13 protein-coding genes are annotated in these 13794 nt (G+C 71.1%); 8 read left to right on the top strand and 5 right to left on the bottom strand.

What is annotated here, in order from left to right; genetic code table 11:
* Window positions 1-11: 11 nt before the first annotated feature.
* The 6 genes from ribD to ACFSKW_RS40720 are packed head-to-tail and all read left to right on the top strand — an operon-like array spanning window position 12 to window position 4629.
* Window positions 12-1256 carry a bifunctional diaminohydroxyphosphoribosylaminopyrimidine deaminase/5-amino-6-(5-phosphoribosylamino)uracil reductase RibD gene (gene ribD, locus ACFSKW_RS40745; RefSeq protein WP_379579339.1) on the top strand — a complete coding sequence of 415 codons (1245 nt, stop codon included), beginning with the start codon at window positions 12-14 and terminating at the stop codon, window positions 1254-1256.
* Complete coding sequence (locus ACFSKW_RS40740; RefSeq protein WP_379579336.1) at window positions 1256-1846, top strand: riboflavin synthase; 591 nt, start codon at window positions 1256-1258, stop codon at window positions 1844-1846. The genes ribD and ACFSKW_RS40740 overlap by 1 nt, the downstream gene beginning before the upstream one ends.
* A complete protein-coding gene (gene pnuC, locus ACFSKW_RS40735; protein ID WP_379579334.1) occupies window positions 1843-2472 on the top strand; it encodes a nicotinamide riboside transporter PnuC in 630 nt (209 codons plus the stop codon). Before ACFSKW_RS40740 ends, pnuC begins: the two co-directional genes overlap by 4 nt.
* Window positions 2469-3671, top strand: a complete 1203-nt coding sequence (locus ACFSKW_RS40730; protein ID WP_379579332.1) for a bifunctional 3,4-dihydroxy-2-butanone-4-phosphate synthase/GTP cyclohydrolase II — start codon at window positions 2469-2471, stop codon at window positions 3669-3671. Before pnuC ends, ACFSKW_RS40730 begins: the two co-directional genes overlap by 4 nt.
* A complete protein-coding gene (gene ribH / locus ACFSKW_RS40725) occupies window positions 3668-4135 on the top strand; it encodes a 6,7-dimethyl-8-ribityllumazine synthase (protein ID WP_379579330.1) in 468 nt (155 codons plus the stop codon). Before ACFSKW_RS40730 ends, ribH begins: the two co-directional genes overlap by 4 nt.
* Before the next feature lie 44 nt (window positions 4136-4179).
* Window positions 4180-4629: a PH domain-containing protein gene (locus ACFSKW_RS40720; protein ID WP_379579328.1), complete on the top strand. Its 450-nt coding sequence runs from the start codon at window positions 4180-4182 to the stop codon at window positions 4627-4629.
* A 92-nt stretch (window positions 4630-4721) separates the two neighbouring features.
* On the opposite strand, the gene ACFSKW_RS40715 is transcribed toward ACFSKW_RS40720, so the two are convergent.
* From ACFSKW_RS40715 to ACFSKW_RS40700, 4 genes are all read right to left on the bottom strand, one after another.
* Window positions 4722-6182, bottom strand: a complete 1461-nt coding sequence (locus tag ACFSKW_RS40715; RefSeq protein WP_379579326.1) for a hypothetical protein — start codon at window positions 6180-6182, stop codon at window positions 4722-4724.
* A 155-nt stretch (window positions 6183-6337) separates the two neighbouring features.
* Entirely contained in the window at window positions 6338-7627 is a 1290-nt protein-coding gene (locus tag ACFSKW_RS40710) for a dicarboxylate/amino acid:cation symporter (protein WP_379579324.1), read from the bottom strand.
* 94 nt (window positions 7628-7721) lie between these two features.
* Entirely contained in the window at window positions 7722-7784 is a 63-nt protein-coding gene (locus ACFSKW_RS40705; protein ID WP_350655493.1) for a putative leader peptide, read from the bottom strand.
* A gap of 212 nt (window positions 7785-7996) precedes the next feature.
* Window positions 7997-10105 carry a glycosyltransferase family 4 protein gene (locus tag ACFSKW_RS40700; RefSeq protein WP_379579322.1) on the bottom strand — a complete coding sequence of 703 codons (2109 nt, stop codon included), beginning with the start codon at window positions 10103-10105 and terminating at the stop codon, window positions 7997-7999.
* Between the two features lie 285 nt (window positions 10106-10390).
* Between ACFSKW_RS40700 and ACFSKW_RS40695 the strand changes: the two genes are divergently transcribed.
* Complete coding sequence (locus ACFSKW_RS40695) at window positions 10391-11710, top strand: ricin-type beta-trefoil lectin domain protein (protein WP_379579320.1); 1320 nt, start codon at window positions 10391-10393, stop codon at window positions 11708-11710.
* Here ACFSKW_RS40695 and ACFSKW_RS40690 read toward each other — a convergent pair.
* Complete coding sequence (locus tag ACFSKW_RS40690) at window positions 11707-12747, bottom strand: LLM class F420-dependent oxidoreductase (RefSeq protein WP_379579318.1); 1041 nt, start codon at window positions 12745-12747, stop codon at window positions 11707-11709. The two genes, ACFSKW_RS40695 and ACFSKW_RS40690, sit on opposite strands and share 4 nt — an antisense overlap.
* Before the next feature lie 104 nt (window positions 12748-12851).
* On the opposite strand from ACFSKW_RS40690, the gene ACFSKW_RS40685 reads away from it, so the two are divergent.
* Window positions 12852-13739 carry an endonuclease/exonuclease/phosphatase family protein gene (locus ACFSKW_RS40685; protein WP_379579316.1) on the top strand — a complete coding sequence of 296 codons (888 nt, stop codon included), beginning with the start codon at window positions 12852-12854 and terminating at the stop codon, window positions 13737-13739.
* The last annotated feature ends 55 nt before the right edge of the window (window positions 13740-13794 follow it).

Raw genomic sequence — 13794 nt, 5'->3', positions numbered from 1 at the left:
GAGGTCCGGGGGTGGACGAACCCGCCCAGTCAAGGCCGGGCATTGCCGTACCCGAAATCCCCGAGAGCGACGACGCCCTGCACATGGCCAGGGCCGTCAGGCTGGCCGCGATGGGACGCGGCACCACCAGCCCCAACCCGGTCGTCGGCTGCGTCATCGTCGACGCGTCGGGAGCGCACGCGGGAGAGGGCTTCCACGCCTACGCGGGCGGACCGCACGCGGAGGTCGTGGCACTGAGCGAGGCGGGTGAGCGCGCCAGGGGCGGCACCGCCTACGTGACGCTCGAGCCGTGCGCCCACACCGGACGCACGGGCCCCTGCTCGGAGGCGTTGCTGAAGGCGGGGATCGCCAGGGTGGTGATCGCCGTTCCCGACCCCAACCCGCAGGCCGCGGGCGGGGCGGAGCAGCTGCGCGCGCACGGGGTCGGGGTCGAGGTCGGGCTGCTGGCCGAGAAGGCCGAGCGCGGCAACGCCGAGTGGCTCACGTTCATCCGCAAGGGCCGGCCCCACGTGACGTGGAAGTTCGCCGCCACGCTCGACGGAAGGTCGGCGGCGGAGGACGGCACGAGCCAGTGGATCACCTCGCCCGAGGCGCGGGCGGACGTCCACCGGTTGCGGGCGGAGTCCGACGCGATCATCGCGGGGATCGGCACCGTGCTGGCCGACGACCCCCGCCTCACCGCCCGCCCCGCCCCGCTTTCACCACCCAGGCCCGGTGCGACGTCATCCGAGCCCGGCGGGGTGTCCGGGGCGGCGTTCTCCGGCCCCGGAGCCTCCCGTCTGGCGGCTCGCGGCCTGGGCCCCTCGGGGCGCGCGGTACGGCAGCCGCTGCGGGTGGTCGTCGACACCGACGCGCGCACCCCCGCGCACGCCGGCGTCCTGTCCGCGGAGGCGCCCACCCTCGTCGCCGTCGCCGAGGACGCCGACACCGGCCTCCAGGTCCCCGTCCTGCGCCTGCCGCGGTCCCCACAAGGCGGCCTCGACCTGCACACCCTGCTGGCCGAGCTGGCCCGCATGGAAGTCGTCAGCGTGTTCCTGGAAGGCGGCGCGACCCTCGCTGGTTCCTTCATGAGGGAAGGGCTGGTCGACCGTGTCATCGCCTACGTGGCGCCCGCGCTCCTCGGTTCGGGGAGCGCCGCGCTCGGACAGGCGGGCGTGCGGACGATCGCCGACACCCACCGGCTGGTCTTCGAGGAAGTAACCCCCATCGGGACGGACCTGCGGATCACCGCCCGCCCCGCGACTGAGGAGAACTGATGTTCACCGGAATTGTGGAAGAACTGGGCGAGATCGTGGCGGTCGAGCACCAGGGCGACGCGGCGAGGCTGTCGGTGCGCGGCAAGGTCGTCACCTCCGACGCTAAGCACGGCGACTCGATCGCGGTCAACGGCGTGTGCCTGACGGTCGTCGACGTCGAGGACGACGTGTTCACCGTCGACGTGATGAGGGAGACGCTCAGGAGAAGCTCGCTCAGGAGCGTGGAGAGCGGCGCGCGGGTCAACCTGGAGCGGGCAGTACGGGCCGACCAGCGCCTTGGCGGGCACATCGTGCAGGGCCACGTCGACGGCACCGGCGTCCTGCTGTCGCGCGAGCCCGGCGAACGATGGGACGACGTGCGGTTCTCGCTGCCGGAGGAGCTGAACAGGTACGTGGCGGAGAAGGGCTCGATCGCCGTTGACGGCATCAGCCTGACCGTCACCACCGTGGACGAGGAGAGCTTCGGCGTCAGCCTCATCCCGACCACGCTCGAACTGACGACGCTGGGCGACAGGGCCGAGGGCGACCTGGTCAACCTCGAGGTGGACGTGATCGCGAAGTACGTCGAGAAGCTGGTGGTGACCAAGTGAGCGGCGACTTCACCGTCTTCGGCACGCCCGTCTACTGGACGGACCTGATCGGCAACATCGCCGCCCTGGCGACCGTGGTGCTGGCGATGCGCAGGTCGATGTGGACGTGGCCGGTGCAGCTCACCGGCGCGGTGCTGCTGTTCATCGCCTCCGTCAACGCCCACATCACAGGAAACGCGCTCAAGCAGGTGCTGTTCGGCGCGCTGGCCGTCTACGGCTGGTACAAGTGGACCAAGGGCAGGCGCGACGACGGCGGTCTGGAGGTCAGGCCCGCCACCGTGGTGGAGCGCTCGACGCTGATCGGCACCATGCTGGCCGGCACGGTCGTGGTCGCGCTGCTGTTCACGTGGCTCAACTCGATGGGCCTGAACATCTCGTGGGCGCCGTGGCCCGACGCCTACATCTTCGTCGGCTCGGCGGTGGCCACGTTCGCGCAGGGCAGGGCGCTGATCGACTTCTGGTGGATCTGGGTCCTGGTCGACCTGGTCGGCGTGCCGCTGGCGTTCACCTCGGGCCTGGTGGTCTCGGGCGCGGTCTACGCGATCTTCCTCGTGCTGGTCCTGCTCGGCTTCCGCAGCTGGCTGAAGCAGTACAGGTCGGCGAAGACGGCGGCGGTGCCGGCATGAGCATCCTCTTCGACTCGGTCGAGCGGGCCGTCCACGACATCCGCGAGGGCAGGCCCGTCGTGGTCGTCGACGACGAGAACCGCGAGAACGAGGGCGACATCATCTTCGCCGCCGCGAAGGCCACGCCGGAGCTGCTGACCTTCACCATTCGCCACACCAGCGGCGTCATCTGCGTGCCGATGGAGGGCAAGGAGCTCGACCGGCTGGGCCTGCCGCTCATGGTGGTCCAGAACAAGGAGCGGATGCGGACCGCGTACACCATCAGCGTCGACGCCCGCGACGGCGTCACCACCGGCATCTCCGCCGCGGACCGGGCCAGGACCATCCGGACGCTGGCCGACTCCGCCACCGAGCCACAGGAGCTGGTACGGCCGGGCCACATCTTCCCGCTGCGCTACCACGAGGGCGGCGTCCTGGCCAGGCGGGGCCACACGGAGGCCGCCGTCGACCTGGCCCGCATGGCGGGGCTCAGCTCCGCGGGCGTGCTGGCCGAGATCGTCAACGACGACGGCACCATGGCCAGGCTGCCGGAGCTGCGCGCCTTCGCCGACCGGCACGATCTCGCGCTCATCTCCATCGAGCAGCTCGTCGACCACCGGCGGCGCACCGAGAGCATGGTCACGAGGGTCGCCGAGACCAGGCTGCCCAACACGCACGGCATGTGGCGCGCCTACGGCTACGCCAGCGCCCTCGACGGCGGCGAGCATGTCGCCCTGGTGCTCGGCGAGCTGGGCGACGGCGAGAACGTCCTGGTCCGCGCCCACTCCGAGTGCCTGACCGGCGACGTGTTCGGCTCGCTGCGCTGCGACTGCGGCGTGCAGCTCGACCAGGCGATGGCGGCCATCGCGAAGGAGGGCCGCGGTGTGGTCGTTTACCTGCGCGGACACGAGGGCAGGGGCATCGGCCTGCTGGCCAAGCTCAGGGCCTACAGCCTGCAGGACAACGGCAGCGACACCGTCGACGCCAACCTGGAGCTCGGCCTGCCCGTCGACGCGAGAGAGTTCTCCAACGCCGGGCAGATGCTGGCCGACCTCGGCGTCAAGTCGGTCAGGCTGCTCACCAACAACCCGGCCAAGCTGCGCGGCATGGACGGCTACGGCATCAAGGTGCTGGGCCGCGAGCCGCTGCCGGCGGCCGAGAACCCGTACAACGAGAGCTACCTGAGGGCCAAGCGCGAGCGATTGGGGCACGAGCTGTGAGCGGAGAGGGCAGGCCGACGGCGACGTCGGTCGACGCGGAAGGGCTGAGCGTCGGCATCGTGGCGGCCAGCTGGCACGGGAAGATCACCGACCAGCTGGTCGCGCGGGCCGTACAGGCCGCCCAGGACAGCGGCGCGAACGCCACGGTGGTGCGCGTGGCGGGCTCGCTGGAGATCCCGGTCGTGGCCCAGGCCATGGCCAGGAGGCACGACGCGGTGGTGGCGCTCGGCGCGGTGATCCGCGGCGAGACGGCCCACTTCGACTACGTCTGCGACTCGGTGACGGCGGGACTCACCAGGATCTCGCTCGACGAGGAGACGCCCGTCGGCAACGGCGTCCTCACCTGCGACACCCTCGACCAGGCGCTCGCCAGGAGCGGGCTGCCCGACAGCCTCGAGGACAAGGGCTACGAGTCCACGGTCGCGGCGCTGGAGACGGCGCTGCTGCTGCGCGGGCTGCGATAGTTTTCCATGGTCGACTGAACCCCTCCCAACCAGCGAGAGCCGAGATGCCAGAGCAAGTCAACCCCCCGTCCCTGCCCCTCACCTGGCGGCCGGTCAGGGCGAGATACGTTGCCTACGGCTTCGCGGCTCTCATCGTCGTCGGCGCGATCGTGATGGCGCTGCTGATCTCGGAGCCCTTCAAGCTCCCCGACAAGATCATGATCGTCGCCTTCGGGTGCGCGGTCGCGTGGGTGCTGCACCGCCTCGGCAGGGTCAGGGTCGAGGCGGACGAGGAGGGCATCACCCTCGTCAACGCGCTGCGCACCCACCGCTACACCTGGCCCGAGGTGCTCGACGTCACGCTGCTCGAAGGCGACCCGTGGCCGAAGATCGACTTCTCCGACGGGATGACGGTGGGCGCGATGGGCATCCAGGGCAGCGAGAAGGCCCGCGCCCGCCGCGCCACCGCCGAGCTCGAGTCCCTCATCAGGGCCAAGGGCGAGGCCAGCGAGTAGGCGGGCCGGTCAGCCCACGAGGTGGGCGGGCCAGGCCCGCCGGCGCAGGGAAGAGGAGGCAGGCCCGCCGGCCCAACGAGCGGGCCGGCCGGTCAGTCCAGGGCCCACGCCTTCTCCGCGGCCAGGACCCTGGCGACCTCGGCCGGTACGGCGTCGCGGACCTCGACGACGCCGTTCTCCTCACGCAGCACGGTCACGATACCGGTCACCAGCCGACGCCTGCGGAGCACGTCCTGAGCCCGCACCTCCCGTTCGGCGGTGAGCGTCTCGGGCTCCCTGGGCGCGCCGGGCGCCGCGGGCTCGGACGTCGCGCTCTCCGCGACGGCCCCGCCGGGTGCGGCGGTCCCGGTCGCCGTGCTGCCGTTGTGCTCGGCCCTGGTGCGGCCGGTCCCGAAGGACTCCGCCTGAGCCCCTTCGGCAGGGGAGCGTCCTGTCTCGGCGCGCCCCGTCCCGGAGTGCCCTGTCACGGTGCGCGCGGGCTCGAAGTGGGCTGTCCCCGGTGTCGCGGACTCGGGGCGGCCGGTGGCGGCCATCGCCGAGCCGAAGGCGGCGGCGTGCTCCCGGCCGGCGTGCTCACGGTCCACGCTGTCCTGGCCGGCGTGCTCCAGGCCGGTGACCCGCCCTGCTGCCTCCCCCTCCGTGAGGGACGCCGGCCCGCTCTCCGTGAGGGAGACCGGACCGCTCTCCGGGAGGGAGGCCGGACCGCTCTCCGCGAGGGAGACCGGATCGGCGGGCGGGACGATCGGCCGCCACTGCCACAGCCGGTAGCTCAGTCCCGGGTGCGGGCGCTCCACCAGCTCGCCGAACGAGAGCTGGAAGGTGGGCAGCCCGTCAGGGTTCAGCCTCCTGGCGATGGCCACCGAGCTGCGCAGCTCGTTGAGGTAGCGGCTTCGGTTGCCCTCGTCGGTGTCGAGCAGCCAGGTCGGCGGGCGCGTCATCAGCCGCGTCCGCAGGTCACCGAGCAGCTCGGCCAGCCTGACCTCGTGCTCATGGTCGAGCGGCCAGTCCTCCTCCGCCTTCGGCGGGGCGGGCGGCGCGGGCGGCTCCGCCGAGCCGAGCACTCTGGTCGAGACCCAGTCGCCCAGCGCCGAGCGCGCCTCGGCCGTCTCCACCGGCTTGGCGTCCGCGTCGATGCCGTCGGGACGCAGGTGCAGGGCCGGGTCGAACACGTCCCTGATGGGCCAGAAGCGCAGCAGCCGCTCGGCGTTGTGCGCGTACAGGTGCAGGCCGTACTCGAAGAAGGCGGGGCCGATCAGCACGCTGCGCCCCGACGCGGCGGACATGTACGGCGTGACGGCCACGACCCCGGTCTCCGCGACGCACCGGGCGTCGGCCACGAGCTTGCCGTGTCCCTCCCACGGGGGCGGCGGGGCGTCCCACACCTCCACCCTGACGCGGCTGTGCTCGGCACTCGCGTACAGGTAGACCTGACGGTCGAGCTCGGCCAGGTGGACCCGGGTGTCGACGCCCTGGAGCCCGCTCACGCCACGGAGCATGAACTGCCCGTAGGTGATGGGGACCTCATCGTCCATGGTGTCCAGCAGGTGGGCCATGCGCGTACTCCGGATTCACAGATAGGGGTTGTGTGAATGTACCGGAATTCAGCCAGTTTGGCCTGCGTGGACCCCTTCCTGGAACACACCTGGAACACGAGAAGACGGGGCGGCCCCTGCGCGGGCCGCCCCGTCTTCTCCTTCGGATGAGGACGTCAGGCGATCGCGGGCTCGCCCGAGGGGCGCGGCGCGCTCACCGGAGCCTCGTCGAGCGGCTGCGGGGAAGCGTTGAGCACCGCCTCGTCGAGACGGCCCTCGCCGCGGGCGACCAGGACCGGGACCACGATCTGCCCGGCGACGTTGGTCGCCGTGCGGATCATGTCCAGGATCGGGTCGATGGCCAGCAGCAGGCCGACGCCCTCGAGCGGCAGGCCCAGCGTGCTCAGCGTCAGCGTGAGCATGACGGTCGCGCCGGTCAGACCGGCCGTCGCGGCCGAGCCGACCACGGAGACGAACGCGATCAGCAGGTACTCGCCCACCCCCAGCGGGACGTTGAAGACCTGCGCCACGAAGATCGCCGCCAGCGCCGGGTAGATCGAGGCGCAGCCGTCCATCTTGGTGGTCGCGCCGAACGGCACGGCGAAGGAGGCGTAGTCGCGGTCGACACCCAGACGCTCGATCGTGACCTTCTGCGTCAGCGGCAGCGTGCCCACCGACGAGCGGGAGACGAACGCGAGCTCGATCGCGGGCCACGCGTTGCGGAAGAACGTGATCGGGCTGACCTTGCCGACCACCGCCAGCAGCGTCGGGTAGACGGCCAGCAGGACGATGAAGCAGCCGACGTAGACGCCGAGGCTGAACTTGGCCAGCGGCGCGAGCAGGTCCCACCCGTACGTGGCGACCGACTTGCCGATCAGGCCCGCGGTTCCGATGGGGGCCAGGCGGATGACCCACCACAGCGCCTTCTGGACCAGTTCGAGGATCGAGCGGCTGAAGGTGAGGAACGGCTCGGCCTTCTCACCGATCGCCATGGCCGCCGCGCCGAGGACGATCCCCAGGAAGACGATCTGGAGGACGTTGAGCTCGGTGAACGCCGTGACGATGTTCGTCGGGATGATGCCGGTGAGGAAGTCGACCCAGGTGCCGACGCTCTCAGGCGCCTTGGCGCCCGCCGTGCTCAGGTTGACGCCCTGGCCGGGGTTGAGGATCAGGCCGAGGGCGATGCCGACGATGACGGCGATCAGCCCCGTGGTCAGGAACCAGAACAGCGTCTTGCTCGCCAGCCTGGCCGCGCCGTTGACGTTGCGGAGGTTGGCGACACTGACCACCACGGCGGTGAACACCAGCGGCGGCACTGCCAGCTTGAGCAGCTGGACGAAGATTTTTCCGACTTCGGTGAGGGTGGTGGCCAGCCAGGTCAGGTCCCAGATGCGGGCGGCGAATCCGAGCGCCACGCCCACGACCAGGCCCAGCAGCAACTGCAGGGAGAAAGAGAATCTCTTCACGATGAGGAAGGCTCCGAAAGACGGCATGCCGCAGCAGGCATGCGAAAGGGGGGTGGGTGAGGGATCGGGCGATCGAGCGCTCGTCAGAGCGCGATCAGCGACAGAGGGAGCCGGTCAGACGACAGAGATCGATGTGCAGCCGCTCGACGAGCCACACAGACAGGACGGAAAACCTCACAGGATCAGTCAACCGTGGTGAATCGGACGGTATTCCGACTGTAAGAGTGATCTAGCTCACAAATCAAGACTTTTGCGTCCTGCCGAACGATCATCGCGGTAGTGCGATGAGGCGGCACGGGCCGCGACCGGGCGCTCTGGAGGCGCCGGCGTTGTCGGAGGCGCGGCTCCAGGGGCGCTGGGCCCGTTCGCTCAGTCCGCCTCGACGGTGCTGATGTGGATCGACAGTTCGTTGGAGGACGTGTACGACGCGCGGGCCATGACGTCGCCGACGGAGTGCCCAGGGTGACGGTCCACCGCCTTCCGGTCGGCGATGTCGTCGCAGAGGCGGCCCAGCCTCAAGGGAGCGTCCTGCTCTCCTGGGCACAGGTACAGATCCCACACCTCCTGGTCCCGCTCGCGCGCCGACGCCAACCGGTCGTAGGGCACCGAGCAGCTGAAGCGCCCGTCGAGGTGGGCCTGAGCGGGCAGGACGATCTGGCCGCCGCCCACCCCTTCGGCCCCTTCCTCCGCGCCGCGCCGCCGGGCGAGCAGGGCCAGCGGGCCATAGGGCAGGTTCACCAGCAGTCCGTGGACGGTGAGCCTGGTAGGGGAGGACACGAGGTCGGTGACTTCGGCGTGCCTGTCCCGGGCGTGGACGGCGATCGACAGGTCGCCGTTCTCGGTGGCGTACGGCGTCCACGTCTCCAGCGGACGGTTGAGATCGGGCGAGGCGTTCACCAGGATGCGGGTGTCGCACATCCCCGAGGCGAGCCGGCGCAGCCGCTGACCGGGCCTGGCCACGTGCACGTCCCAGCGTCCCTCGGCGAGACGGTGCAGCCCGCGTTGGAGTGAGGCCTCGCCCGAGGGGGTCAGCGGCACCTCGATCGCGGTGTCCGTGCCGTGCCGCCGCAGCTTCAGCGACCACCCCGCGGCGGTCCTGCCCGCGGGCCAGGAGCCGCGGTCGAGGCGGATCGTCAGGCCGCCGTCCGCGCGTACGAGGCAGTGGGCGGCGATCGGCGCCCTGGCCACGCGCGGCCGCTTCGTCGCCCTCCGAGGCAGCAGCACCCGCACGCCGGAGCGCGCGAGCGCCGCCAGCCGGTCCATGAAGGCGAGCCGGTCGAGGAAGACGGGCCTGCCGGGACCGATGAGGAGGGCGAGCGGGCCCCTGCGGCGCGACCACAGGTGGTCGGTGAACAGGTGCTCGTACCGCAGCGCGACCACCGAGGGGTCGAACCGCCGCGCGTTGGCGAGCGCCGCCGCGCCCATCGAGCGGCGCAGCGGCTCGTCGTCGATCAGCCGCAGCAGGCCGTCGGCCAGCGCCGACGGCGTCGCCTCCCGCACCAGCAGCCCATCGACGCCGTCATCGATGATCTCGCCGGGGCCGAAGGGGCAGTCGACGCTGACGACGGGGACGCCGCACCGCATGGCCTCCACGATGGTCATGCCGAACGACTCCAGCTTGGACGACACCGCCGCGATCGAGCCCTTGACCCACTCCGTCTCGATGGGCGAGCGCGGGCCCATCAGGAGGGCGCGGCCGTTGAGGCCGAGTTCGTCGATCAGCTCCTGCAGCCTCGGGGCCTCCTTGCCCCTGCCGTACAGGCGCAGGCTCCACCCGGGGCGCTGGGCGGCCACCTTGGCGAAGGCCTCGATCAGCAGCTCGTACCGCTTGACGGGCGTCAGCCGCCCGGCCGCGACGATCGTCCGGGTGTCGAGCGTGGACGGCTCGACCGCCGGCTCGGGGACGCCGTTGGGGATCGAGACGACCGTCGTCCCGCCGAGCGGCATCTTGGCCCGGTACACGGCCGCGTCGCCGTCCGACATGGTCACCAGGATGTCGAGCGCGGGACAGTGCTCGCGCAGCTCGGCCAGCAGCGCGGGGCCCTGCCCGTCGTGGATCAGGTGTTCCTGGCCGACCTTGAGGTAGCGGCGCGTGCCGTACCTGGACAGGTAGACGATCAGCCCTGGCCGGGTGGCGACGACCACGTCGGCGTCGCAGGCGGCCAGGTAGGAGGCCATGCGCTCGTCCGTCAGCCGGGAGCACCGGTCGTAGCCCTTGAGCTCACCCTTGGCGTAGTCGGCCGACGGCTGCGAGTGGCGCGGGTCCTTGCCGTCGAAGTACGGCGAGCCGGGACGCAGGTCCACCAGATCGCGCACGGTGACGCGGGGGTCGACGGCGAAGGCGGGCTCGTCCGCGGTGCGCAGCAGGCTGGCGATCTCCACCTGGTGCCGCTCGGCCAGCGCCGCGGTGAGGTTGACGGTCGACCGGATCGTCCCGCCGATGCCATACAGATTCTGGATCAGAAAGACGATCTTCATCGGTTCTCCATCACCACTGAGCCGCTGCGAGCCGATCTTGGGGTAAGGGCGATGCCCATCGTGCCCGGCTCCCGTGGCGGCGACACGGCGGCGGGGGAAGGCGTGACCCCGTCTTGGCGAGGCTTTGACGTTTCGGCGTGCCGCCGTACGCACACCGGTAGGCAAGAACTTGCCCAGGCGCCGGAAAGTCGCCGAGCGAAGGGGGCGCCGACGGGACAATCTGACGGTCACCGAGAGTGCACGCGGTGTGACGTCTTGGTCGCCGCGCAGGAGAAGGGCCACGTCGTGAAGAGTGTTGTGACAGCGCTGTTGAGCTGCTGGGTCCTGCTGGTGGGACTCATCGTGGCCCCCGTCCATGCGACGGTGTGCGCGCGGACCACGCTCGTCTCTGTCGCGCACCAGGACGACGACCTGCTGTTCGTCAACCCCGCCCTCAGCGACGACTACGACGCCGGAACCTGCCTGCGGGTGGTCTACCTGACGGCAGGCGACGCGGGGCGCACGGCCGACTACGTGCGAGAGAGGGAGAACGGGGTCCGTGCGGCCTACGCCTTCATGGCCGGGGCGTCCAACGCCTGGCGGCGCTCCGACATCGACGGGATCAGGGCCTTCTCCCTGGACCGCCCTCCGGCCGGTCGCGGCGAGATCCAGCTGCTGTTCGTCGGCCTGCCCGACGGCTTCCCCAGGGGCAGGGGGAGCTCGGCCCAGGGCAGGCAGAGCCTGCTCAAGCTGTTCCGTGGCGGCATCGACCGGATCTCCACGGTGGACGGCTCGGCGCGCTACGACGAGCGCACGCTGGTGGCGACCCTGCAGAAGCTGATCGAGCGCTTCGAACCCGACACCATCCGCACGATGGACCACCAGAGCACCCGCCTCGGCTTCAGCCTGGACGAGCCGGTGGATCACAGCGACCACGCGGTGACGGCGCGCTACACGCTGCTGGCCGCACGCCGCGCCATGGCCGCCACGCCGGGCCTGCGGCCCGCCATCGTCTTCTACCGGGGATACGGCATCTCGGCGCTGCCCGAGAACCTCACCCCTGGCGAGAGCGCGCGCAAGAGCGCGATCTTCGCGGAGTACGTCAGGTGGGTGGGCTGTGAACAGGCGGTGTGCCCGTCCGCACCCGCCACCTTGGCGGCAGGTGACCAGAACTGGGTCTCCAGGCAGTACCGGCGGGAGATCCCCGCTCCCGCCCCCGGCACGATCGTGTCATGGATGGGCGCCACCGGCGCGCCCAACGACGACGCCTCCACCGCGCGCTGCCTGGAGGCCGGGCCGGGCGGCGCCGTAAGGACCCAGGCCTGTGACGGCACTCGCGCCCAGGGCTGGTACGTCAGCGGCGCCCGCCTGCGCAGCACCCTGAACGGAGGCTGCCTGTCGGCGGGCAGGGCGCCCGCGATCGCGGCCTGCGACGGAGGCAGGTCGCAGCGCTGGACCCTCGCCCCTGACGGGCGCATCCGCAACGCCGCCGGCTGCCTGCACCAGGACGACCTGCTCGACCGTCACGCCAGGCTGCGCGTCGCGGAGTGCGACGGGGGGCGGCCGGAGCAGCGATGGTTCCACGCGGTGGACCCACGCCGTGGCTCCACCCGGGCAGGAGGCTAGGCGGCCAGCTCCTTGACCTGCTCCAGCAGCCGGATCCGCTCCTCGTGGGTACGGCCGAGCGGCGTGACGTTCAGCGTGGTGACGCCCGATTCCTTCATGGCCTGCACGCGGTCGCGGACGAAGCCCTCCGAGCCGATGAGCGACATCCGCTCCAGCAGCTCCTGCGGGACCAGCGCCTCGGCCTCCTTCTTGTTGCCCGCCAGGTAGAGCTCCTGGATCTGCTCGGCCTCCTTCTCGTAGCCGTAGCGGCGGGCCAGCTCGTTGTAGAAGTTCTTGCCCTTGGCGCCCATGCCGCCGATGTACAGCGCCGCCATCGACCTGCCGAGCTCCAGCAGGCCGTCGCCGTCGTCGCCGATGTAGAGCGCCGCCTGCGCGATGACGTCCAGATCGCCCAGCGAGGCGTCGCGCCTGGCCCTGCCCGCGGCCAGCGAGGGCCCCCACACGTCGGCGGCCTTCTCCGGCATGTAGAAGATCGGCTCCCAGCCCTCGGCGATCTCGGCGGTCAGCTCCACGTTCTTCGGGCCGATCGCGGCCACCACGATCGGGATCCGCGGGCGCACGGGGTGGTTGATCAGCTTGAGCGGCTTGCCGAGCCCGGTGCCCTTGTCGGCGGGCAGCGGCAGCGTGTAGTGCTTGCCCTCGTAGGTGAGCCGCTCGCGCTCCCACACCTTGCGGCAGATCTCGATGACCTCGCGGGTACGGCCCAGCGGAGCGGTGTACGGCACGCCGTGGAAGCCCTCGATCACCTGCGGACCCGAGGCGCCGAGGCCCAGCGTGAACCGGCCGTCGGAGACGTAGTCCATGCCGGCCGCGGTCATCGCCAGCAGGGTCGGCGTGCGCGAGTAGATCGGCAGGATGCCGGAGGCGATCTCCAGCCGCTCGGTCTTGGCGGCGATGTAGCCCATCTGGCTCACGGCGTCGAAGGAGTAGGCCTCGGCCACGAAGACGATGTCGAGCCCGGCCTTCTCGTAGTCGGCCAGCTCGGCGACCGTCTCCTTGAAGCCGCCTGAGTAGTTGAGCGCCATCCCGATCCGCATGCCGAACTCCCTAGTAACCGAACTATGTTCGGCCTCAGGTTAGCGCTTCGCGTGTCGCCCGGCGAGCGCCTACCCTGGTCAACTCAGGGGGCGAGAGGAGCGGTGTGCTGAAGCGTGCGGTGATCGCGGGGGCGATTCTGATCGCGACGATGCTGGCGGGTCACCGCCTCATTCCAGCACTCGGGGGATTCACCCCCATATTGGAAAGTTTGCTGCCCTGGTTGGGGCTGGCCGTGCCGCTGCTGCTGCTTCTGGCGCTGCTGGCCCGCTCGGGGGGCGCCGCGATCGCGGTGTTGCTGCCGGCGCTGGTGTGGGCGGTGATGTTCGGCTCCGACGTGCTGCGCTCCTCACCGGGCGGCGACAGTGACCTTTCTGTCGCCACGGTCAACGTGGGCGTGCGCAACAACTCCTCCGGCACGGCGGTGCGCGGCATCGCCGACGGCATCGACCTGGTCGCCGCCCAAGAGCTGACACCCGGCGGGCCCGCGGCCAAGGCGCTCAACAAGATCTTCCGGTACCACCGCAACGTCAGCACGATCGGCCTGTGGAGCAGGTTCCCGCTGTCGCGGCCCGACTTCTTCGACGTGGGCCTCGGGTGGGAGCGCGCGCTCAGGACCGTGGCGAAGACGCCGTCGGGCGACGTCACCGTCTACGTCATGCACCTGGCCTCGGCCCGTCCCGGGCACACCGCGACGCGCGACAGGACGCTGGCGGAGGCGCGCAAGCTGATCGAGGACGACAGGAGCGAGCGGATCCTGCTGCTCGGCGACCTCAACACGGCGACGGACGACAGGGGGCTCGGCAACCTGGTGCCGCCGCTGCTGAACGCGCAGGAGGAGGCGGGGGAGGGCTTCGGGTTCACCTGGCCGTCGAGCTTCCCGATCACCCGGCCCGACCACATCCTCTACAAGGGGATGACGGCCACCCGCGCGGGCGTCGCGCCGGCGACGGGCAGCGACCACCGCGCCGCGACGGCCTCCTTCCGCTTCTGACGCGGGCGGGCGCCCTGCCCAGGGGCCCCGCGCAGAGGGCGGTCCTGGTCTGTCG

The organism is Nonomuraea mangrovi (assembly GCF_042681425.1).
Lineage (GTDB): Bacteria > Actinomycetota > Actinomycetes > Streptosporangiales > Streptosporangiaceae > Nonomuraea > Nonomuraea mangrovi.
This window is presented reverse-complemented; position numbering and strand designations above follow the sequence as displayed.

Coding starts and splice junctions, on each gene's coding strand:
- ACFSKW_RS40720 (WP_379579328.1), top strand. CDS start 4,180: ATGCCAGAGCAAGTCAACCCCCCGTCCCTGCCCCTCACCTGGCGGCCG.
- ACFSKW_RS40690 (WP_379579318.1), bottom strand. CDS start 12,747: ATGCGGATCGGGATGGCGCTCAACTACTCAGGCGGCTTCAAGGAGACG.
- ACFSKW_RS40700 (WP_379579322.1), bottom strand. CDS start 10,105: ATGAAGATCGTCTTTCTGATCCAGAATCTGTATGGCATCGGCGGGACG.
- ACFSKW_RS40730 (WP_379579332.1), top strand. CDS start 2,469: ATGAGCATCCTCTTCGACTCGGTCGAGCGGGCCGTCCACGACATCCGC.
- ACFSKW_RS40740 (WP_379579336.1), top strand. CDS start 1,256: ATGTTCACCGGAATTGTGGAAGAACTGGGCGAGATCGTGGCGGTCGAG.
- ACFSKW_RS40715 (WP_379579326.1), bottom strand. CDS start 6,182: ATGGCCCACCTGCTGGACACCATGGACGATGAGGTCCCCATCACCTAC.